This is a genomic window from Streptomyces sp. ADMS (assembly GCF_033441795.1).
Classification (GTDB): Bacteria; Actinomycetota; Actinomycetes; order Streptomycetales; family Streptomycetaceae; genus Streptomyces.
In genome coordinates, this window is record NZ_JAVFVX010000036.1 from 1 (window position 1) to 20,098 (window position 20,098).

The following is a 20,098-nucleotide window of genomic DNA, read 5'->3' on the forward strand; positions in this document are numbered from 1 at the left end:
GCCCGTCCGGCGTTTGAGGACAAGGCCCGTTCAGGGCCGTAGGGGGTCTGGGGGCACAGCCCCCAGGGACGGGACCGGGAATGCACCCCCGGTCCCGAAGGTTGCCCGTCTCGGAGGGCGGGAAGCACACGGGCGTACCCTGGTGTACGCCGAAGAATCGAAGCTACAGGGAGCCATCGTGTCCGCAGTCGCACCCGACGGACGCAAGATGCTGCGCCTGGAGGTCCGGAACGCCCAGACCCCCATCGAGCGCAAGCCCGAGTGGATCAAGACCCGGGCGAGAATGGGTCCCGAGTACACGAAGATGCAGAACCTCGTGAAGAGCGAGGGCCTGCACACCGTCTGCCAGGAAGCCGGCTGCCCCAACATCTACGAGTGCTGGGAGGACCGCGAGGCCACCTTCCTCATCGGCGGCGACCAGTGCACCCGGCGCTGCGACTTCTGCCAGATCGACACCGGCAAGCCCGAGGCCCTCGACCGCGACGAGCCCCGCCGCGTCGGGGAGTCCGTGGTCACCATGGACCTCAACTACGCCACCATCACCGGCGTCGCCCGCGACGACCTGGAGGACGGCGGCGCCTGGCTGTACGCCGAGACCGTGCGCCAGATCCACCAGCAGACCGAAGGGCGCGAGAGCGGGCGTACGAAGGTCGAGCTGCTCGCGCCCGACTTCAACGCCGTGCCGGAGCTGCTGGCCGAGGTCTTCTCCTCCCGGCCCGAGGTCTTCGCGCACAACGTCGAGACGGTCCCCCGCATCTTCAAGCGCATCCGCCCCGGCTTCCGCTACGACCGCTCGCTCAAGGTCATCACCGACGCGCGAGACTACGGTCTGGTCACGAAGTCGAACCTGATCCTCGGCATGGGCGAGACCCGTGAGGAGGTCAGCGAGGCCCTGCGCCAGCTGCACGGGGCCGGGTGCGAGCTGATCACCATCACGCAGTACCTGCGTCCGACCGTCCGGCACCACCCCGTCGAGCGCTGGGTCAAGCCGCACGAGTTCGTCGAGCTGAAGGAGGAGGCCGAGCAGATCGGCTTCTCCGGTGTCATGTCCGGCCCGCTGGTCCGTTCCTCGTACCGCGCCGGGCGGCTGTACCAGATGGCCATCGAGAAGCGTGGCTCCTACATCGCCTCGCAGGCGGTCTGAGCGAGGCCCCGGATTCGGGTACGGCCTCTGACACACCGTCACCCTCCCTGCCCAGCAAGGGTGCGGCAGACGTGTGAATTCGCGCACAAGTGACTACTGGCCAGTAACGGCCGAATCGATGCGGTCTTGACCGTCCTCGCAGTTGAGGGCATACGTCAGGGCCGCATCGGCGGTTTCACCTTCCGTATCAAGGCTTCATCGGTGTTTGACCGGCAAGTCACGCCCTGGTAACACCAATCAGTGACCCTGGTTCTACACGATGTACACCCTTACCCAGAGCCGTTCCGAGGGGGGACCTCCACCATGCAGGCCGCGCCCGTCCGCGCCACACCCATCCCGTCGTTCACCGATGCGCTGCGCGCCGTCGAGTCGCTGCTCATGAGCAGCGGCCAGCGCACCGCCCGCCAGAACGCCTGGACCTCCGTTCTGGAGGACCGTCGCCGCGCCAAGGACCGGGTCGAGGCGCAGCGCGTCCTCGAACAGGCCATGGCCACCCACCTCTGACCACGCCCCCCGGCCCTCCTCCCGACGGCACCGCCGTCGTCGGCGCTTCCAGAGCCACGTAGACTTCACGGCATGGCGAGGAAGGAAACCGCGGCGGACGCCGCGAACCCCGGGCGACTCAAGCAGATCGCCCTGACGTACAAGATGACCCGCAAGGCCGACAAGAAGATCGGTCTTGTACTCGCGGCTGTCGGAATCAGCACCCTCGGTGTCTTCCTCGCGATCGGCTTCTTGATCGGTCACCCGATCTATCTCGGCATTCTCGGCCTCCTGCTCGCCTTCCTCGCGACGGCGATCGTGTTCGGACGCCGGGCCGAGCGGGCCGCCTTCGGGCAGATGGAGGGCCAGCCGGGTGCCGCTGCGGCCGTGCTGGACAACATCGGCCGAGGCTGGACGACGACTCCGGCGGTGGCGATGAACCGCAGCCAGGACGTGGTGCACCGTGCGGTCGGCAAGGCCGGCATCGTGCTGGTCGCCGAGGGCAACCCGAACCGGGTGAAGAGCCTGCTGGCCGCCGAGAAGAGGAAGATGGCCCGCATCGTCGCGGACGTGCCGGTGCACGATCTGCTGGTCGGCACGGGTGAGGGGCAGGTCGAGCTGAAGAAGCTCCGCACGACCATGATGAAGCTTCCGCGCGTCCTGGCCGGCCCCCAGGTGACCGCCACCAACGACCGGCTGCGGGCGATGGGCGACCTGATGAGCAACATGCCGCTGCCGAAGGGCCCGATGCCCAAGGGGATGCGCATGCCGCGCGGCGGCAAGATGCGCTGAGGCGAGCGGCCTCGCATGACATACGGCGATGGGGGCACCCGGATCACTCCGGGTGCCCCCATCGCCGTATGTCATGCATCGCCGTATGCCACGCGCGAGCTGGATCTGAGCTAGATCCGCACTTCCACCGTGCGCGCCAGCCGGTCGTGCAGCCCGCGGCCGTCACGGTCCCAGATCATGGGCGGGATGGCGAGGAAGGCCAGGAGAGTCCTCAGCGCGGCGCGCGGCGGACTGACGCGACCGCTGTCCACGGCGACGACCCGCAGGCCGAAAAGCCGCTTGCCCGGGGTGAAACCGAGCGTGCTCAGCGTGAGAAGGAACAGCACGAAGAGGATGAGCGGCGCCCAGATCTGCGCCGCCTCGTGATAGCTGTCCGCCACAAGGCCGTATGCGATCAAGAGGCACATACCCCAGTCGACGGCGAGGGCGCCGAGCCGGCGGCCCGGGCGGGCGATCGAACCGGGGCCCTCCTTCGGCAGACCGAGCTGTTCGCCCCGGTATCCGAAGTCGACACCGGCTTCCTCCGCGGCGGCGCGCGGTCCGGAGAGCCACGATCCGATTACTTGCCTGTTGTCCACCCGGCCACCGTACTGCGCCCGGATTTCGATACCCACAGGTGGGTCGCCCGGCCCGAGTCCGGTTAACTTGGTCGAAACAAATGGGTCATGCCTGAGAAATCACCTGTCCCTATGGTCGGATCCAACGTGTGCCACCGCACTGGCCGCACGAACGAACTACCACCCCGGCACGGACGGCCGGGAGTAGGAGGAGCTGGATGTTCCAGAACGCCGACGAGGCCAAGAAGTTCATCGCGGACGAGGACGTCAAGTTCGTCGACGTCCGCTTCTGCGACCTGCCGGGTGTGATGCAGCACTTCACACTGCCGGCGACGGCCTTCGACCCGGACGAGGAACTTGCCTTCGACGGCTCCTCGATCCGCGGCTTCCAGGCCATCCACGAGTCCGACATGGCGCTCCGCGCCGACCTCTCCACCGCGCGTGTCGACCCGTTCCGCCGCGACAAGACGGTCAACATCAACTTCTTCATCCACGACCCGATCACGGGCGAGCAGTACTCCCGTGACCCGCGCAACGTGGCCAAGAAGGCCGAGGCGTACCTGGCGTCGACCGGTATCGCGGACACCGCGTACTTCGGTCCCGAGGCCGAGTTCTACGTCTTCGACAGCGTGCGCTTCGCGACCAGCGCGAACGAGTCCTTCTACCACATCGACTCCGAGGCGGGCGCCTGGAACACCGGTGCGCTGGAGGACAACCGCGGCTACAAGGTCCGCTACAAGGGCGGTTACTTCCCGACCCCGCCGGTCGACCACTTCGCCGACCTGCGTGCGGAGATCTCCCTGGAGCTGGCCAACTCCGGCCTCCAGGTCGAGCGCCAGCACCACGAGGTGGGCACCGCCGGCCAGGCCGAGATCAACTACAAGTTCAACACGCTGCTCGCCGCGGCCGACGACCTCCAGCTCTTCAAGTACATCGTGAAGAACGTGGCCTGGCGCAACGGCAAGACCGCGACCTTCATGCCGAAGCCGATCTTCGGTGACAACGGTTCGGGCATGCACGTCCACCAGTCGCTGTGGACGGGCGGCTCCCCGCTCTTCTACGACGAGGCCGGTTACGCGGGCCTGTCGGACATCGCCCGCTACTACATCGGCGGCATCCTCAAGCACGCCCCGTCGCTGCTCGCCTTCACCAACCCGACGGTGAACTCGTACCACCGCCTGGTCCCGGGCTTCGAGGCCCCGATCAACCTGGTGTACTCGCAGCGCAACCGCTCCGCGGCCATGCGTATCCCGATCACGGGCTCCAACCCGAAGGCCAAGCGCGTCGAGTTCCGGGCACCCGACTCCTCCGGCAACCCGTACCTCGCCTTCTCGGCACTGCTGCTGGCGGGCCTGGACGGCATCAAGAACAAGATCGAGCCGGCCGAGCCGATCGACAAGGACCTGTACGAGCTGGCTCCCGAGGAGCACGCGAGCGTGGCGCAGGTCCCGACCTCCCTCCCGGCCGTCCTCGACTCCCTGGAGCGCGACCACGAGTTCCTCCTCCAGGGCGACGTGTTCACGCCGGACCTGATCGAGACGTGGATCGACTTCAAGCGCACGAACGAGATCGCGCCGCTGCAGCTGCGTCCGCACCCGCACGAGTTCGAGCTGTACTTCGACGTGTGAGTCGGCCGGCGCCGCCAGGCGCCCGGTAACGGTGTACGTCAGCGCCCTCGCCCCGGTTTCGGTGGCGGGGGCGCTGACGTTTTCGCGTTGGCGTGTCAGGGGCCGTTCCTGTGCGCGGAGAGGCGCTGTCAGAGGGGCGCACTATGCTTCACAGTCCTCGCACGGTCATGGGAACAGACGGGACACGGAAGGCAACCGGGATGACGGGGAAGTCCGAGCACGACGACAGCGAGTGGGAGTTCGACTACCGGTGGGCGCGCGACGCCCCGCACAAGGAGCCTTCGGCCCGGGCGCGAATGCTCGCGGCCCGCTGGAAGGAGAACCCGCCGGAGCCGATACCGTTCCGGGGTGAACCCGAGGCGTCGGGGCCGCGCAGGTCGTCGTGGATGTCGACGGCCGTGGTCGTGGGCTGCGTCGCCGCGATCATCCTGCTGCTGGGGTACACCCGGTTCCGGGCCCCCTACTAGTACCCAGGGTGCGCCTGCCAGCACAGGAAGTGCTGCCAGGCGCTCGCGGCTTCCTTTTACCTGGCCCAGGACAGAACGGGGCCGCTTCATGGGTAGGGGCAGGTGCACACTGGACAGTGGGGCGGGTGCCTGACTGTGGGGTGAGGCGGATGTCGAGCCGACTGCGGAGCGATCGGCGGCTGACCGTGCGGATGACGGTCACCCTGTTTCTGCTCGGACTGCTGTACGTGGCCTTCGTCGCCGCGTTGATCGTGTTGCTGAAGTCCTGGGTGCTGGTCGTGGTGGTCGCGGCGGGGTTCCTCGCAGCGCAGTACTGGTTCTCCGACCGGGTCGCCCTGTTCGCGATGCGCGGGCGGGTCGTGGAGCGGGAGGAGTATCCGCAGCTGCACGGGGTGATCGACCGGCTGTGTGCCGTCGCCGACCTGCCCAAACCCTCGGTCGCCGTTTCGGACATGGATATGCCGAACGCATTCGCGACCGGGCGGAACGCCGATCACGCCGTGGTGTGCGTGACCACCGGACTGCTGCGACGGCTGGAACCGGCGGAGCTGGAGGGTGTGCTCGCGCACGAGCTCTCCCACGTCGCACACAAGGACGTCGCCGTGATCACCGTCGCGTCCTTCCTCGGCGTCATCGCAGGGCTCGTCGTGCGGTTCGCCTTCTACTCCCAGTTGTTCGGCGGGGGCCGACGGGACCAGAACACCGCCGTCGTCTTCATGGCGGTGATGGGCGTCTCCGCGGCCGTGTACACGCTCAGCTTCCTGCTGATCCGTGCTCTGTCCCGGTACCGGGAACTGGCCGCCGACCGCTCCGCCGCGCTGCTCACCGGGCGGCCCTCGGCGCTGGCCTCCGCGCTCACCAAGGTCTCCGGCGACATCGCGCGGATCCCGTCGAAGGACCTGCGGACCGCGCAGGCCTTCAACGCCTTCTACTTCACGCCCGCCCTCGGCAAGGAGCCGGGCCTGGCCCGGTACTTCTCCACCCATCCGAGTCTGGAGCAGCGACTCGATCAACTGGGGCAGATCTCCGCCGAGCTGGGCCAGGTGGCGGCTCCCGGGTCCGGGAAGCCGTGAGGTGGGTCGTCCGCGGCGAGTCGTGAGCCGAGGAGAGTCGATGGGGCTGCTGGACATGCTGCTGGGGCGCGCCAAGCCCGTCGCGCCCGATCTCGACCGGCTCTTCGGGCTGCCGTCGGCCGCCGTGCCCCTCCAGGCGGCGGCCGGCTTCACGCCCACTGGCCGGGGATCGGTGTGCTTCGCCACCGTGGAGGGCGCGGCCTTCGACGACGTACGCGAGGAGGTGCAGTCACTGCTCGACGCGGATACGGGACGGACCGGGCCGCCGGTTGAGCTGGTCCGGGACGAGTACGGGTACCCGTGGCTGGTGTCACGGCGCGGGCCCGAGGATCTGCCCGCGCTGGTCGGGGATCTGCAACGCGGTCAACAGTGCGCTGGAGGCGAGTGGGTTCGGGCCGCAGCTGTTGTGTTCTGTCATCGGGTTCGAGCGTGCGGAGAGTGCAGGTGGGGGTGCAGGTGGGGCGCGGCTTGGGCTTGTCTACCTCTACAAGCGCGGAACCTTCTGTCCCTTCTCGCCGCTGACCGGTGATGACGGTCACGCCGACGGCCAACGGCGGGACAGTGCACTGGAGTTGCAGGTGAGGGCCGCGCTCGGCGATGACCTGCGGATCGAGCAGGACCTGAGCCGGTGGTTCCCGGTGTGGAGTGCCCCCGGTCTGTGAGATCGACCGAGGGGCACCCTCACTACTGGCCCCGCTCCCGGCGGTAGCGGCGCTCCCACTTGGCCTGCTGGTCCCGGCGCTCGCGGTAGGCGCGGTAGCTGGCGGGCGAGGAACCCGCGGACGGGCCGCCGCTCCCGGACGAGGAGGCCGCCGTGCCGCTGCCCGTGCGGCCGTAGCGGAAGTAGACGAAGAGCAGGCCGGCCGCGGCGAGCCACAGGATGGTGTTGTTGAAGCCCATGACGATCAGGACGACGGTCGCGGAAATGATCAAGGTGCCCATGACGGGACTCCTTGTGAGTGGCGTGGGTGGCTGAGCGGTGATGTGCGTGACGGTGTACGCCGACGGGGTGCTGGGGGTGGGCGCCCGTCCGTCGGTGCGTAGAGAGTAGCCCCGGGTCCCGCGAGTGGTGCCTGTCCGTCGGGAAGCGGTCTCGACAGCCTCGCTACGCCTGTCCAGCGTAGGGACGGAGGGGGAGCCGCCGCATCCGCATTTCTCCGTGGGTGACATGAGTGACGTGACTGACATGGATGACCTGGGTGGCGTGAGTGAATGGGCGTATGAGTGAGCTGCCTCCCTTCACGTTCGGCTTCGACGGTGAACGACTCAGCGGGGTGTACGGCGGTGATCCGGGCGGGGTCACCGTCGTTCTGCTGCACGGCGCCGGCGCCGGAAGCAAGGAACGGCTGGTGCCGCTGCTCGCCGAGTTCGTCGCGCGTGGCTGCCACGGGCTCGCCTTCGACTTCTCCGGACATGGTGAAAGCACGGGTGCGCTGAGCGAGTTGAGCTTGCGGCGACGCTTCGAGCAGGCCGTCGGCGTCATTGACGCGCGTGTCCCGGCGGACAGTCCCCTGGTTCTGGTCGGGTTCAGCATGAGTGGTCAGACGGTGGCCGATCTCGCCGGGCACTACGGCGGGCGGGTCGCCGCTCTGGGGCTGTGCGCACCCGCGGTGTACGGGGCGGAGGCGTGGGGTGTGCCGTTCGGTGACGGGGACGGCCGCTTCAGCGAGTTGATCCGGACGCCGGACAGTTGGCGCGGGGCGCCCGCGCTGGAAGTGCTGCGGGCGTACGAGGGGCGGGCGGTACTGACGGTTCCGGGCAGCGATCACATCATCCCGGCCGAGGTGACCGACGCGGTGACAGAGGCACTGGCGGCCCGTGCGCAGTTCACACGCCTCGAACTCGGCGACGCGGACCACTTCTTGGGACTGTGGTTCCGCGAACACGCGGACGACCGGAGGGGGTTCGTGGACGCCGTGCTCACCGGGCTGGACGACCGCGGTTGGACGGCGACGCGCTGCTGGGTGGCCAAGCACTTGCCGGATGGGCGATCCGTACGTGACGCATTGACGCTGTACGGCGGTTGGAGCTCCCAGATGCGCCGACTGAGCCTCGACGACGACAGCGGTCTGGTGCTGCGGTCCTTCGTGAAGCCGTTCTTCCGGCATCACGCGCCGGACCTGCTGGCCCGGGAGGCGGACGTACTGACGATGCTGGCGGACCGGGACGGAATCCCCGTGCCCCGGCTGATCGCCGTCGACACCACCGCCGAACACTGCGACCATCCGTCGCTGTTGATGTCGCTGATGCCGGGGCAGGTACGGGTCGACGACGCGGAGGACCTGGAACGGCGGCTGGATCTGCTCGCGGCCCAGCTCGTACGGATCCACCGGGTCGTACCGAAGGAACCAGAGCAGCGCCCGCGGCCCTATCAGGCCTGGACGTCTCCCGAACGGGTGCGTACGCCGGGCGGCGAGTTGTGGGAGCGGGCCGTGGACGTGATCCGGCGCGAGGCTCCCGCGTACGACGGGTGTTTCCTGCACCGGGACTTCCACCCCGGGAACGTGTTGTTCGAGGGCGCGGGCGACAACCTGCGGATCAGCGGGGTCGTGGACTGGGTCGAGACCTCGTGGGGCCCCGCCGACCTCGACGTCGCCCACTGCTCCACGGCGCTCGCGCTGCTGCACGGTGCGGAGTACGGGCTCGGCTTCCGGGAGCGCTACGAGGCGCAGGGTGGGCGCCGACCGGCCGACGGACGGGACCATTTGTACTGGCGGCTGCTCGACGCACTGGCCTACGCCCCTGACGCCGGAAAACTCGCCGGGCCCTGGCGGGAGTTGGGGCGGGTGGATCTGACGGCGAGGACGCTTGAGGGGCGGCTCGAGGGTTACGTGGGCGGGTTGTTGGAGCGGTATGCGTGAGCGGCTGGCGGGCGGGGTTCTCCGCCCCCGCCGCCCCTGCCCGTCCCCTCCTGCCCCTAAAGGCTGCGCCCCCAGACCCCCAGACACCCGGCCGCACTGAAGGCGCTTGTGCTCGAACTCCCCCAGAGAGGGGCCCAGCCGGGCTGGAGACGGAAGTGCCGGGCGCCCTGGGACAAGCAGGGCACCCGGCGCCTTGTTCAGCGCGAGTAGCGCATCAGCGCCCGCACCATGTGGCAGGTGGTGTCCGACGGTGAGTGGACGCCGATCAGGTCCGCCGCGTTGCGGATCGTCTCGTTGCGAGCCTGGTTCGGCATGTAGACGCCCGAGTCGAGCAGGGCGATCGCGAGGCGCATCGCCTTGAGGCGACGGTTGTGCGTGACGTACCAGTCGCGGGGTCGGCCCGGCGGCAGCGGGCGCTTCTCCACGGGCGCGCACGGCAGTTCGAGCAGGACCCCCCTCCTGGCGGTGGACTGGGTGGGCAACGGCTTGAGAGCGGCAGCGGGCACAGACATCCTCCTGTCGCGGTCAGGGTGGCACCGAAACCCCCGGCGCCACCCTCGAACACTGCTTCTATTCTACTGCCCGGCACTGACAAAAGCCCCTGGCCACAAGGCCTCTGGCGTACCGTGAGCCCCATGGAAATCTGGATCAACCCGGCCTGTTCCAAGTGCCGCGGGGCACTGTCGCTGCTCGACGCGGAAGGGGCCGGCTACACCGTCCGCCGCTACCTGGAGGACCAGCCCACCGAGGACGAGATTCGTGACGTACTCGACCGGCTCGGACTCGATCCCTGGGACATCACCCGGACCCAGGAAGCCGTCGCCAAGGAGCTCGGAGTGAGGGCGTGGGCCCGCGACGCAGAGGCGCGGGAACAGTGGATCGCCGCTCTCGCCGCGCACCCCGAGCTCATCCAGCGGCCCATCATCACCGCCGACGACGGCAGTGCCCTCGTGGCCAGGACGGACGAGGCCGTACGGGACGCGTTGTCACGGCGTCGAACCGTGTGACGTACGTTACTTCGGCGGCCACCGTGCCCCCTGAGTAACCTCGTTCGGTATCTCGTACATAGCGACGTACGCTCCCCTATCTCTTCAGGAGGCGCGCATGTCGCGCAGAAGAACTGTCGGCACGAAGAAGAAGCTCGCGCTGTTGATCGGTGCCGGCGTGGTGGCGGGCGGTGGTGCTTTCACCATGGCGGCCACGTCCAACGCCGCGCAGACCGCCGCCGACTCGACCGTCTGCCAGGGGCTCGCCACCGCCCTCGGCAACAACCAGACGTTCGTCGCGGGCCAACGGGCCACCCCGGACGCCCAGTCGGCGGCCCGGATCGCCAACCGCGAGGCGGTCGTCGCACAGATCAAGGTCCAGCAGGAGGCGTCCGGGTGCGTGGTTGGGGAGTCGGCTCAGGACTCCCAGGTCACGCCACCCGCCACCCAGCCTCCGTCGCCCGCTCAGACCGCCTCGCCCGCCGCACCGGCCGCACCCGGCGGCGGGCAGCAGGTGTGCAACGGGTCCACCGTCACCCTCTCCGGAGAGGGCGGGGCCCCCGCCGCGTCCAGCAACCAGTTCCCCGCCGGGACCAGGTTGCGCGTCACCAACCTGGACAACGACAAGTCCACGACTGTCGAGGTCACTTCGGTCTCCGGCAGTTGCGCTCTGCTCAACAACGCGGCCTTCGAGCAGGTCCGCGAACCCGGCAAGTTCCTGATCCGCCGCGCTCTGATCGAGAAGGTGGGGTGAGGCTCCACCGCTGAGACGCGCGTGAAGAAGGGTCCTGCCGCTCTCGGCCAGGGGCGGCAGGACCCACCGCCTCCTCAGTCCTCAGCACCCTCAACCCCTTCGCATACGAGTCCGGGGGACGTCCCCGGCACTTTCCCCTCCGCGGCCCCGCGCCGCCCTCCCCACGTGAGACGCGCCACAAGAACACCAGGTAACACGGGGTTCACATTCGAGCAATGATCGGGAAATCGCCTGTTGACAGGCTCGCGGGCAACAAGAGCGGCGCCCCAGTGCCGCAGCGCCGCAGCACCCGCAAGTGCGCCTAGACCCACCCCGAAGGATGTGTCCTCGTGACCTTCAAGGCTGAGTACATCTGGATCGACGGCACCGAGCCGACGGCCAAGCTCCGCTCCAAGACCAAGATCCTCGCCGACGACGCCAAGGGCGCCGAGCTGCCGATCTGGGGCTTCGACGGGTCTTCCACGAACCAGGCCGAGGGGCACTCCTCGGACCGCGTGCTCAAGCCGGTCGCCTCCTTCCCGGACCCGATCCGCGGCGGTGACGACATCCTCGTCATGTGCGAGGTCCTCGACATCGACATGACGCCGCACTCGTCCAACACGCGTGCCGCGCTGGCCGAGGTCGCCACGGAGTTCGCCGCTCAGGAGCCGATCTTCGGCATCGAGCAGGAGTACACCTTCTTCGACGGCTCCCGTCCGCTCGGCTTCCCCGAGGGCGGCTTCCCGGCCCCCCAGGGCGGCTACTACTGCGGTGTCGGCGCCGACGAGATCTTCGGTCGCGAGATCGTCGAGGCCCACCTGGAGAACTGCCTCAAGGCCGGTCTCGCCATCTCCGGCATCAACGCCGAGGTCATGCCCGGTCAGTGGGAGTTCCAGGTCGGCCCGGTCTCCCCGCTGGAGGTCTCCGACCACCTGTGGATCGCCCGCTGGCTGCTCTACCGCACCGCCGAGGACTTCGGCATCTCCGCGACGCTGGACCCGAAGCCGGTGAAGGGCGACTGGAACGGCGCCGGTGCGCACACCAACTTCTCCACGAAGGCGATGCGCGAGGGTTACGACGCGATCATCACCGCGTGCGAGTCCCTCGGTGAGGGCTCGAAGCCGCTCGAGCACGTCAAGAACTACGGCGCCGGCATCGACGACCGCCTGACCGGTCTGCACGAGACCGCCCCGTGGAACGAGTACTCGTACGGTGTCTCCAACCGTGGCGCCTCGGTCCGCATCCCGTGGCAGGTCGAGAAGGACGGCAAGGGTTACATCGAGGACCGCCGTCCGAACGCCAACGTCGACCCGTACGTCGTGACGCGGCTGATCGTCAACACCTGCTGCTCCGCCCTGGAGAAGGCCGGACAGGTCTGATCCCCGTCTGATCCCAGACAGTGAGAAGGGGTGTCCACCGGAAGGTGGACACCCCTTCTCCGCTTCGCCCGTTCTCTGCTTCAATGGATCCATGGCCAGCTTCCAGAAGTGCATCGCGACAGGTCGTCACGACCTCGAGCCCTTCTGGCCTTCCCGCCAGCACCACGACTTCGACCGGGTGTGTTGTCGCGCGACGAACGCGTCGGCCCTCTGACACCAGCCGTACGGCCCCTCTGACGCCGTACCTCTCGGTCTTCCGCCGACGCGCACGACGTACGTCCCCCGACGAACTCCTCGCGCGAAAGAGCTGACCTCTCATGGCGACCACTCGTACTCTCTCCCCCCTGCCCTCCTCCCCCGGCGGCTCCGCACAGCACCGGCTGCGTGCCGTCGACCGGGACGGGGCGGTCGACGTCGCGGACCTCCTGCCGCCGGGTACCACCTGGCTGCCCGCTCCCCCGCACACGCTGCCCACGCTGCCGGGCCGGCCGCCGATGATCGGCTACCTGGTGCTCGTACCTGCCGACCAGCAGCCGCCCGTACCGCCGTTCGCGCTCCCGGACCCCGAACTGGGGCCGGAACCCGCGCAGTCGGCGGCCGACGGCGGCCGTCCCCTCGTACACGTCGACAACGTGCAGCGCACCGCCGAGGTCGACGGGCAGCCGCTCGATCTCACGTACCTGGAGTTCGAGCTGCTCGCCCATCTCGTCGCCCACCCCAACCGGGTGCACACGCGCGACCAGTTGGTCACCACGGTGTGGGGCTACGAACATGTGGGTGACGGCCGTACCGTCGACGTCCACATCGCCCGGCTGCGCCGCAAGCTCGGCGTGCGGCACCGGGGCGCGATTCGGACGGTACGGCGGGTGGGGTACAAGTACACGCCCCCGATCGCGCGTTGACCGACCGCGTGCACGGGAGGGGTGGGGCTGGCACCACCCCCAGGTACGGGTGACCGGGCCCGTGAGCCGGCGCCGGACGTCGCCGATGGGGGCACCTCCCGGTTCGAGCGAAGCCGGGAACCGGGTACGACGTACGCCTGCCGCCGACGCACACCGGCGAGGGGCTGCGGTGCGCTCTGCGGGCCCGCCGGGCACGGCCGGGGCTGCCGGGGCGGGTGCTGGTGCTGTCACAGCACGTGGAGCGGCTGTACGCACGGGAGTTGCCGGCCCACGGGGTCGGCGGGGTCGGCCGTCTGCTCAAGGACCGGGTGTTCGACGCGGAGCAGTTCATGGACGCCGTACGGCGGGTCGCGGCGGGCGGCACCGTCATGGACCCGCAGGTGATCCAGCAACTGCTGACGGGGCGTGCCGGGGACGGCCGGCCACTGGGGCGGCTGACGTTACGGGAGCTGGAGGTGCTGGGTCTCATGGCCCAGGGACGTTCGAACGCGGCGATCGCGGGGCATCTCGTGGTAGCGGAGCGGGCGATCGCCAAGCACCTGTCCAACATCTTCGCCCAACCAAAAGGGTCTTGAGGTGTCGGACGACGACAATCGCCGTGTCCTGACGGTACTCACCCATCTGGACCAGGGTCGCTGAAAACAGCCAAAACCGATGGCATTCGCCCCTCTGTCGAACACTTGCCGTAAGAGATCCGCAACTCCCGGTATCACGGGTGAAGTTGGGGTCGAATTGTCCCGCGAATCTCTCATCAATTTCTGAGGCGGCTGAACACTCCTGGGGTCCCCCGCGTATGTGATGACGCCGCTTCACTCCTGTCGGGCGCCTCGATAGCCCCGCAAGGAAGTCAGAGGAGTTCCATGGGACGCAATGCACGTAAACGACGCTCACCACTGGCCGTTCGCGCCGTGGCCGCATCCGCGGCCCTCGCGATCGGTGGTGGTGGACTTGTCTGGGCGAATTTCTACGCCTCCGCACACGAGAGGAACGGCGCCCAGAACCGAACGAAGGCCGTTGCCGCACAGATCGCGACGATCTCCTGCCCGGATGTCGGCCAGAAGCTCACCAATGTGCCGCGCAAGGCCCGGAAGGCCGTTGCCGGGGAGTTGGCGAAGCTCGACCAGCAGGTCACGGATGCCTACAAGCGCCTCGCGGACACACGCCAGGCCCAGGCGGGGGATGCCAGCTTCGTCAACAACGCCATCCTCGGCCCGCTGAAGTCCAAGCGGGTGGCCACCCTCGACCGGATCAACATCAACATCAGGAACGCGGGCGGTAGGACTCCCCAGGGAGCCGACCAGCTTGCCGGGTGTACGGGTGTTCCGGCCGAGCAGCCGGAGGTCGTCGACGGCGGCAACGGCAACGGCAACAACAACGGTGGCGGCGACGGTCAGGACCAGGGCAATGACGGTCAGGACCAGGGCAATGACGGTCAGGACCAAGGCAACGGTGGTCAGGACCAGGGCAATGACGGTCAGGTCATCAACGGCCCGGTGGCTGCCGACTTCCAGGACATCACCCAGGTTCAGCCGAACGGCGGCCCGCAGGGTGTCAACGGAAACGGTCTCGCCGCGAACGGAAACGGCGGTTCGACGGGCAGCTTCACCACGAGCTGCGGCACCAACGGGAACGACAACCACAACTCGGACAACATCATCGTCGCTCCCGGTGTCGACAACGGCGCGCAGCACACGCACGACTACGTCGGCAACCAGGACAACAACGCCTTCACCAGCGACCAGGAGTTCCTCCAGGCCGACACCAGCTGCCAGAACCAGGGCGACAAGTCGTCGTACTACTGGCCGGTGCTGCGCCTGCAGGACGGTACGGCCGAGTTCGACGCGAACGACCTCGGTGGCGGCGCGGAAGGCAACATCGGCAAGATCCTCCAGGCCAGCGAGGCGCAGCTGAAGTTCGTCGGCAACAAGACGAGCGACGTCGTCGCGATGCCGCAGGCCCTGCGCATCATCACCGGTGACGCCAAGGCCTTCACCAACGGCCTCAACAACGCCAACACCAACTGGAGCTGCACCGGCTTCGAGGACCGCCAGCTGACGGACAAGTACCCGATCTGCCCCGCGGGCAGCTCGGTGGTACGGACGTCCTTCTTCCAGAGCTGCTGGGACGGCCAGAACATCGACAGCGCCAACCACCGCACCCACATCGACTTCGTCGAGGCGGACGGTAGCTGTGCCAACGGTTTCCAGGCCATCCCCCAGCTCCAGGCCCGTCTGGTCTACGACGTTCCGGCTCCGCAGATCCAGAACGGACAGATCGTGAACCCGTTCGCGGTGGACGGCTTCCCGGACCAGCTGCACAAGGCGATCACCGACCACAACGACTTCATCAACTTCTTCGACGAGAACACGATGAATGAGATGGTCAACTGCATCAACAGCGGTCAGAACTGCCAGTAGGCACACCGAGCAGCACATGAGGAAGCCGGCGGTGGGATCTCCCACCGCCGGCTTTCGCTTGCCTTCGGCCCGCGCGGTCAGCTGCTGTGACCGCTCTTGTTGTGGCTGCCACCGGGATTCATGTGAGCTGACCCTTCCTCCAGGGTCCCGCCGAGCGTGCCACGCAGTGCCGCGACCGTCTTCTCGGCGCCGACTGCGACCCACTTGCGGCCGACTAGGTAGTAGCCGCCGTAGTCCTTCGCCCCGCTCAGCCATTCGGCCTGACCGCGGTCGGTGGCGAAGGTCGCGAGGACGAACTTGCCGTCGGAGCTCTTGCAGACGGCCTGGCGGATCGTGTCCTCGTCCGTCTGCATGTTCGGCTTGCAGCCCGCCTCGCTCGCCAGTTGTTCGAGGCTGCCGGTGGCTGCGACCGGCACCGCGTCGGTGGCATCGTGCCCGGAAGCGTGCTCGTCACCGCCCCCGCAGCCCGTGAGCGCCAGTCCCAGCACCGCCACGGCTCCGGCCGCCACAAGTTTCGGTCGCGTCAACCTCATCTGTCGTTCCTCCGGTCGTTCCGACGCCGAGCCCGATCGGCCCATGCCGCAGACAGCCCCGGCAAGGGGCCTCCTCTTCGATACGGCTCACACGCGCCCAGCGCTCAATGGGCTCCCCTCCCGCCGCACACCCGTGCGAGAGTGAGCCGATGAACGAAGACTGGGAGCAGCGTACGACTGCCGCCTGGGCCACCCTCGACGAATACGACGAGGCGCACGCGGCCGGCTTCCGCGCGGTGATCGACACCCTCGTCGCCGAACTCCCCGACGGCAGCCCCTACGGCCCGTTCGAGCAGGCCTGCGCGTGGGACTCCACGGGCCGTTCCGACAAGGCGGTGCCGCTCTACCGGGAGGCGCTCGCGCGCGGGCTCGGTGGCTACCGCGGGCGGCGGGCGAAGATCCAGCTGTCGAGCTCGCTGCGGAACCTCGGGCAGGCCGAGGAGGGCGTCAAGCTGCTCACCCCCGAACTGGACGCCCCTTCCGACGAGTTGGACGACGCCGTACGAGCGTGTCTGGCGCTGTGCCTGTCCGGTCTCGGCCGCGACCGCGAGGGCCTCTCGCTGGTCCTCGGCGCCCTCGCTGCCCATCTTCCGCGCTACCAGCGTTCGATGGCGAACTACGCCCGCCTGCTCACCGAGCCCGAGGGGTAGTTCACGGCGGGCCAGGTGACCATCCGACGATTCGCTCGTTCTGCTGAACGTGCAGTCAAAGGATGTCGCCCCGAACCCCGCCGGCGGTAGCCGCGCCAAGGCCCGCCCCGTCGTCGACGTGGAGCAGGCCGAGGCCGCGCTCGTCGAGCACTACCCCCGGCTCGTCCGGCTCGCCTATCTGGTGCTGCCGCCGAGCCTCGGCCGCAACCGGCGTGTCCTGACCGCGCACGCCCTCACCCAGCGGGCGCTGCCCAGGGGACGCACGGCCTCGGCCTCGATCCCGGCCCAGCCGAAGGGCCGCGCGGGCGACCCCGGTTACGCGCTCGTCCGCCTCCAGGTGCTGCGGACGGCGCTGGCGGCGGGGCAGCCGTGGCGAGGGCGCACGCTGCCGAAGCGGTCTCAGCTGCCGCCGCTGCTCCCCCAGGTGTGGGGCCTGCGGCTCTTCCCCCGTTCGGGCGGCGCCGACGAACTCGCCCTGGACCAGCGGCTGTCGGCCCTGTCCGGCCCCGCCCGGGCCGCGTACGTCCTGCGTGGCCTGGAGAAGCTCCCGGACTCCGACGTGCACACCGCTCTGGAGGCCGCCGGGGTCGACCGGCCGGCCGAGGCGCTCCGCGAGGCGGACGAGGTCCCCGCGCAGTACGCGCTGCTCGAATCCGCCGAGTTCGACCCCTGTTCGCTCCACGCGCGCCCGACCGACCTGATGCGGCGCAGGCAGCACCTGAAAGCCGCGCTCGTCGGCGCCGCGGCCGTCGCGGTGTGCGGCACGCTGGTCGGCCTGCCCGGCGACGGCTGGGCCCCGGACGGCGCCGCCGCCCCCGCGTACGCGCAGAACCCGGCCGCCGAGGCCGCCCTGGACCCGGCCCGGTTGACCCTGGTGGCCGCCACCACCTGGAAGTCCTCCGCGCGCACCGACTTCTCCGTCTGGCCCGCGCGCGGTGACCTGGTCGGCGACAGAGCCCTGCTGCGCCGCGCCCTCGCCATCTGGGCGCGCCCCGGCGAGACGGTCCAGGTCTCGGCGACCACGGGCACCCCGTCCGGCGGTCCGGCCGGCCCACCCCAGCTGCTGTACGCGGGCACTGTCGACGCGGCTCGCGTGGTGATCCTGTACGACGGTCTGCGCATCGCCCGATACGCCGAACCGAAGGACGGCACCAGTGGGGCCGCCCTCGACTTCGCCCGCGTCGACGGCGCGACCGGCGCCGAGGCGGACGCGGTGGTCCTCCAGCGGGCCGACGGCAACGTCCGTTATCTGACGGCGCCCTGGGTGCGCACGGCGGAGATGCGGGACCTGCGCAAGCCGGCCTCGACGCCGATCGACCTGGGGCTGACCGACGGGGTGACCGGGCCGCTGGCCAGCCCGGTCGCGCAGACCGGTACCTGCCGGTCCTGGAACACCCTCCAGGTGACCGATGCCGGGGGCGCCCGTCTGCTGAGCGACCTCGGCGAACTCGTCCCGGCCCACCTCACCACTGGCCGCCCCACCGCACCCCGCGAGACGTCCACACCGACCGCGCTGGCCACGTGGTCGCCGTTCGCGTGTTCCCTCGCCGCGATGCACTCCCAGGGCGTGCGCTCCGTGAACGCCTGGCAGTACGCCGAGCAGCCGCTGCCCGACGCGAGCGGCGCCGCCGACTGGGTGTGCACCCGCGCCGAGACCTGGCGGGGTGAGGGCGCCCGGGTGCTGGCCCAGTTCCACACGCCGGGCGGGCAGTACGGGGCGGTCGCGGCGAAGTCCGAGAACACGCCGGCGTGCGGCTACCGCGACCCGAACGTGCTTGCCGGGGTGCTGTGGAAGTCGGGGGCGGGTGAGTGGTACATGCTTGCCGCCGGCGCGGAGAACACGGCGTCGATCACGGCGACGGGCGGAGTGCGTTCGTCCTCGCGGGGTGCCCTGCTGGCGGCGAAGACCCGGCAGGGGGCACAGGCCGGGCTCAAGGGGACCCTTGAGGATGGGCGGGCCATCAGTGGGTTGCGTTAGGTGCGGGCCGGTGGGGGCTTGTCGTGCCCACCGGCGGAGCCGTATGTATGGCAGTGGCTCTCGCGCTCGCCGCCGGGGCCGCGCTGCTCGCCCGGCGGGCCATGCGGCGACGGATCGAGGCCTCGGCGCTGTGGCCGCTGCCCGCGCCGCCAGAGCCGGTCTCCGGCCGGCCTCGCTCCCGGGCTCTGCGGCTGACGGTCGCCGCGCATGAGACGGTCGCCGACGGGGTCGTACAACTGCGCCTGGAGGGAGGGGCGTTGCCAGGCTGGGCGCCGGGGGCTCATCTCGATGTGGTGTTGCCGTCGGGGCTCGTCCGGCAGTACTCGCTGTGCGGGGACCCTGCGGACACCTCGGCGTACACCGTCGCCACGCGGCTGGTGCCGGGCGGGCACCGGGGCTCGCGCGAGGTGCACGAGGAGCTGCGGGCGGGCATGACGGTCGGGGTGCGCGGCCCGCGCAACCGCTTCCCGCTCGCCGGCTCCGGGCCGACTCGACCGTGCTGGCCGCCGTACGGGCGGAGCTGCCGGACATCGCGTACTCGTGCGAGCAGGGGTTCTGCGGAACCTGCCAACAGCGGGTGCTGGCAGGGGAAGTGGACCATCGCGACGAGCTGCTGACCGATACGGAACGGGCGGACTCGATGTTGATCTGCGTGTCGCGGGCACGGCGCGGTCCACTTGTGCTGGATTTGTGAACATCCTCGGTCGGACCGGTCCGTTGCGAGCCGTATTCGATCGGTAAGGTGTTCGCATGACAACCGGGGTTCGCCGCAGAATGGGAGTCGAGGAACGCCGGCAGCAGTTGATCGGCGTCGCCCTCGAACTGTTCAGCCGCCGCTCGCCCGACGAGGTCTCCATCGATGAGATCGCGTCGGCCGCGGGCATCTCGCGCCCACTGGTCTACCACTACTTTCCCGGCAAACTCAGCCTGTACGAGGCCGCGTTGAAGCGGGCGTCGGACGATCTGGCGGGCCGGTTCGTGGAGCCGCACGAGGGTCCGCTGGGGGCGCGGCTGCTGCGCGTGATGCGCCGGTTCTTCGACTTCGTCGACGAACACGGGCCCGGTTTCGCGGCGTTGATGCGCGGGGGTCCGGCGGTGTCCGCGGACGGGGTGCGCTCCAGCAACGTTTCGGCGACGAACGCGCTCATCGACGCCGTACGACAGGCCGCGTACGTCCAGATCCTGTCGCATCTGGATCTGGAGGTCGAAGAGGCGCCCGCCCGGCTGGAGTTGGTCATCCGGACGTGGATATCGCTCGTCGAGTCGACCGCGCTGATCTGGCTGGACGGGCGGCGCGTACCGCGCGGGGAACTGGAGGCGCAGCTCGTGCACGACTTCGCGGCACTGGCGGCCGTAAGCGCCGCCTATGACGAGGAGATGGCCGCGCTGCTGCGGCGGATGTTCAAGCAGGAGCCCACCGACGGCCCGTTCAGCGATCTGGTCGCACGGCTCATCTCGCTCGCCTCGTAAGCCACGGACCGCTCGGCCAGACGGGTCGGTCAGTCAGGTCGACCG

The 20,098-nt window shown here is 69.3% G+C and carries 19 protein-coding genes and 3 pseudogenes; 18 read left to right on the forward strand and 4 right to left on the reverse strand.

Annotation, left to right across the window (positions count from 1 at the left end):
* Nucleotides 1-178: 178 nt before the first annotated feature.
* The 3 genes from lipA (at nt 179) to RB628_RS17605 (ending at nt 2,419) form a co-directional block, all read left to right on the forward strand.
* Nucleotides 179-1,144 carry a lipoyl synthase gene (lipA, locus tag RB628_RS17595; RefSeq protein WP_318321402.1) on the forward strand — a complete coding sequence of 322 codons (966 nt, stop codon included), beginning with the start codon at nt 179-181 and terminating at the stop codon, nt 1,142-1,144.
* Between the two features lie 303 nt (nt 1,145-1,447).
* Nucleotides 1,448-1,648 (forward strand): hypothetical protein, encoded by a 201-nt coding sequence (locus RB628_RS17600; protein WP_318321403.1) that lies wholly within the window; start codon nt 1,448-1,450, stop codon nt 1,646-1,648.
* 72 nt (nt 1,649-1,720) lie between these two features.
* On the forward strand, nt 1,721-2,419 hold the full coding sequence (locus tag RB628_RS17605; RefSeq protein WP_318321404.1) for a DUF4191 domain-containing protein: 699 nt from the start codon (nt 1,721-1,723) through the stop codon (nt 2,417-2,419).
* Between the two features lie 110 nt (nt 2,420-2,529).
* Here RB628_RS17605 and RB628_RS17610 read toward each other — a convergent pair whose 3' ends face one another.
* A complete protein-coding gene (locus RB628_RS17610; protein WP_318321405.1) occupies nt 2,530-2,997 on the reverse strand; it encodes an RDD family protein in 468 nt (155 codons plus the stop codon).
* Between the two features lie 197 nt (nt 2,998-3,194).
* On the opposite strand from RB628_RS17610, the gene glnA reads away from it, so the two are divergent.
* From glnA to pspAB, 4 genes and pseudogenes are all read left to right on the forward strand, one after another.
* Nucleotides 3,195-4,604 (forward strand): type I glutamate--ammonia ligase, encoded by a 1,410-nt coding sequence (glnA, locus tag RB628_RS17615; RefSeq protein WP_318321406.1) that lies wholly within the window; start codon nt 3,195-3,197, stop codon nt 4,602-4,604.
* 200 nt (nt 4,605-4,804) lie between these two features.
* Nucleotides 4,805-5,071, forward strand: a complete 267-nt coding sequence (locus RB628_RS17620; protein ID WP_318321407.1) for a hypothetical protein — start codon at nt 4,805-4,807, stop codon at nt 5,069-5,071.
* Between the two features lie 149 nt (nt 5,072-5,220).
* Complete coding sequence (htpX, locus tag RB628_RS17625) at nt 5,221-6,144, forward strand: zinc metalloprotease HtpX (protein ID WP_318321408.1); 924 nt, start codon at nt 5,221-5,223, stop codon at nt 6,142-6,144.
* 40 nt (nt 6,145-6,184) lie between these two features.
* A pseudogene (pspAB, locus tag RB628_RS17630) lies at nt 6,185-6,806 on the forward strand (PspA-associated protein PspAB).
* A gap of 22 nt (nt 6,807-6,828) precedes the next feature.
* On the opposite strand, the gene RB628_RS17635 reads toward pspAB, so the two are convergent.
* Complete coding sequence (locus RB628_RS17635; protein WP_318321409.1) at nt 6,829-7,086, reverse strand: hypothetical protein; 258 nt, start codon at nt 7,084-7,086, stop codon at nt 6,829-6,831.
* A gap of 278 nt (nt 7,087-7,364) precedes the next feature.
* Between RB628_RS17635 and RB628_RS17640 the strand changes: the two genes are divergently transcribed.
* On the forward strand, nt 7,365-9,005 hold the full coding sequence (locus RB628_RS17640; RefSeq protein ID WP_318321410.1) for an alpha/beta fold hydrolase: 1,641 nt from the start codon (nt 7,365-7,367) through the stop codon (nt 9,003-9,005).
* Between the two features lie 197 nt (nt 9,006-9,202).
* On the opposite strand, the gene RB628_RS17645 is transcribed toward RB628_RS17640, so the two are convergent.
* Complete coding sequence (locus tag RB628_RS17645; RefSeq protein ID WP_318321411.1) at nt 9,203-9,511, reverse strand: hypothetical protein; 309 nt, start codon at nt 9,509-9,511, stop codon at nt 9,203-9,205.
* Nucleotides 9,512-9,640: 129 nt separating this feature from the next.
* On the opposite strand from RB628_RS17645, the gene RB628_RS17650 reads away from it, so the two are divergent.
* From RB628_RS17650 to RB628_RS17675, 6 genes and pseudogenes are all read left to right on the forward strand, one after another.
* Complete coding sequence (locus RB628_RS17650) at nt 9,641-10,012, forward strand: arsenate reductase family protein (RefSeq protein WP_318321412.1); 372 nt, start codon at nt 9,641-9,643, stop codon at nt 10,010-10,012.
* Between the two features lie 97 nt (nt 10,013-10,109).
* On the forward strand, nt 10,110-10,745 hold the full coding sequence (locus RB628_RS17655) for a hypothetical protein (RefSeq protein WP_318321413.1): 636 nt from the start codon (nt 10,110-10,112) through the stop codon (nt 10,743-10,745).
* A 329-nt stretch (nt 10,746-11,074) separates the two neighbouring features.
* Nucleotides 11,075-12,103, forward strand: a complete 1,029-nt coding sequence (gene glnII, locus RB628_RS17660) for a glutamine synthetase (RefSeq protein WP_318321414.1) — start codon at nt 11,075-11,077, stop codon at nt 12,101-12,103.
* Nucleotides 12,104-12,420: 317 nt separating this feature from the next.
* Nucleotides 12,421-13,005, forward strand: coding sequence for a winged helix-turn-helix domain-containing protein (locus tag RB628_RS17665; protein ID WP_318321415.1), 585 nt, complete (start codon nt 12,421-12,423; stop codon nt 13,003-13,005).
* 128 nt (nt 13,006-13,133) lie between these two features.
* Nucleotides 13,134-13,644, forward strand: a pseudogene (locus RB628_RS17670) (LuxR C-terminal-related transcriptional regulator); the annotation flags it as partial.
* A 221-nt stretch (nt 13,645-13,865) separates the two neighbouring features.
* The gene (locus tag RB628_RS17675) at nt 13,866-15,422 is read left to right on the forward strand and encodes a DUF1996 domain-containing protein (RefSeq protein WP_318321416.1); all 1,557 of its coding nucleotides are present in this window, start codon (nt 13,866-13,868) and stop codon (nt 15,420-15,422) included.
* 77 nt (nt 15,423-15,499) lie between these two features.
* Here the strand turns inward: RB628_RS17675 and RB628_RS17680 are convergent, their stop codons facing one another.
* A complete protein-coding gene (locus RB628_RS17680; RefSeq protein ID WP_318321417.1) occupies nt 15,500-15,955 on the reverse strand; it encodes a hypothetical protein in 456 nt (151 codons plus the stop codon).
* Nucleotides 15,956-16,104: 149 nt separating this feature from the next.
* On the opposite strand from RB628_RS17680, the gene RB628_RS17685 reads away from it, so the two are divergent.
* The 4 genes and pseudogenes from RB628_RS17685 to RB628_RS17700 all read left to right on the forward strand — a co-directional run bounded on the left by RB628_RS17685 (nt 16,105) and on the right by RB628_RS17700 (nt 20,053).
* Nucleotides 16,105-16,605 carry a tetratricopeptide repeat protein gene (locus RB628_RS17685; protein ID WP_318321418.1) on the forward strand — a complete coding sequence of 167 codons (501 nt, stop codon included), beginning with the start codon at nt 16,105-16,107 and terminating at the stop codon, nt 16,603-16,605.
* 49 nt (nt 16,606-16,654) lie between these two features.
* Nucleotides 16,655-18,583 (forward strand): hypothetical protein, encoded by a 1,929-nt coding sequence (locus RB628_RS17690; protein WP_318321419.1) that lies wholly within the window; start codon nt 16,655-16,657, stop codon nt 18,581-18,583.
* Between the two features lie 47 nt (nt 18,584-18,630).
* Nucleotides 18,631-19,277: pseudogene (locus RB628_RS17695) on the forward strand (flavin reductase family protein).
* Between the two features lie 56 nt (nt 19,278-19,333).
* Nucleotides 19,334-20,053, forward strand: coding sequence for a TetR/AcrR family transcriptional regulator (locus RB628_RS17700; protein ID WP_318321420.1), 720 nt, complete (start codon nt 19,334-19,336; stop codon nt 20,051-20,053).
* Nucleotides 20,054-20,098: the final 45 nt, after the last annotated feature.

Bases quoted from the DNA above. Each gene is read 5' to 3' on its own strand.
- RB628_RS17600 (WP_318321403.1), top strand. From the start codon at position 1,448: ATGCAGGCCGCGCCCGTCCGCGCCACACCCATCCCGTCGTTCACCGAT.
- RB628_RS17605 (WP_318321404.1), top strand. From the start codon at position 1,721: ATGGCGAGGAAGGAAACCGCGGCGGACGCCGCGAACCCCGGGCGACTC.
- glnA (WP_318321406.1), top strand. From the start codon at position 3,195: ATGTTCCAGAACGCCGACGAGGCCAAGAAGTTCATCGCGGACGAGGAC.
- RB628_RS17620 (WP_318321407.1), top strand. From the start codon at position 4,805: ATGACGGGGAAGTCCGAGCACGACGACAGCGAGTGGGAGTTCGACTAC.
- htpX (WP_318321408.1), top strand. From the start codon at position 5,221: ATGTCGAGCCGACTGCGGAGCGATCGGCGGCTGACCGTGCGGATGACG.
- RB628_RS17635 (WP_318321409.1), bottom strand. From the start codon at position 7,086: ATGGGCACCTTGATCATTTCCGCGACCGTCGTCCTGATCGTCATGGGC.
- RB628_RS17640 (WP_318321410.1), top strand. From the start codon at position 7,365: ATGAGTGAGCTGCCTCCCTTCACGTTCGGCTTCGACGGTGAACGACTC.
- RB628_RS17650 (WP_318321412.1), top strand. From the start codon at position 9,641: ATGGAAATCTGGATCAACCCGGCCTGTTCCAAGTGCCGCGGGGCACTG.
- RB628_RS17655 (WP_318321413.1), top strand. From the start codon at position 10,110: ATGTCGCGCAGAAGAACTGTCGGCACGAAGAAGAAGCTCGCGCTGTTG.
- RB628_RS17665 (WP_318321415.1), top strand. From the start codon at position 12,421: ATGGCGACCACTCGTACTCTCTCCCCCCTGCCCTCCTCCCCCGGCGGC.
- RB628_RS17675 (WP_318321416.1), top strand. From the start codon at position 13,866: ATGGGACGCAATGCACGTAAACGACGCTCACCACTGGCCGTTCGCGCC.
- RB628_RS17680 (WP_318321417.1), bottom strand. From the start codon at position 15,955: ATGAGGTTGACGCGACCGAAACTTGTGGCGGCCGGAGCCGTGGCGGTG.
- RB628_RS17685 (WP_318321418.1), top strand. From the start codon at position 16,105: ATGAACGAAGACTGGGAGCAGCGTACGACTGCCGCCTGGGCCACCCTC.
- RB628_RS17700 (WP_318321420.1), top strand. From the start codon at position 19,334: ATGACAACCGGGGTTCGCCGCAGAATGGGAGTCGAGGAACGCCGGCAG.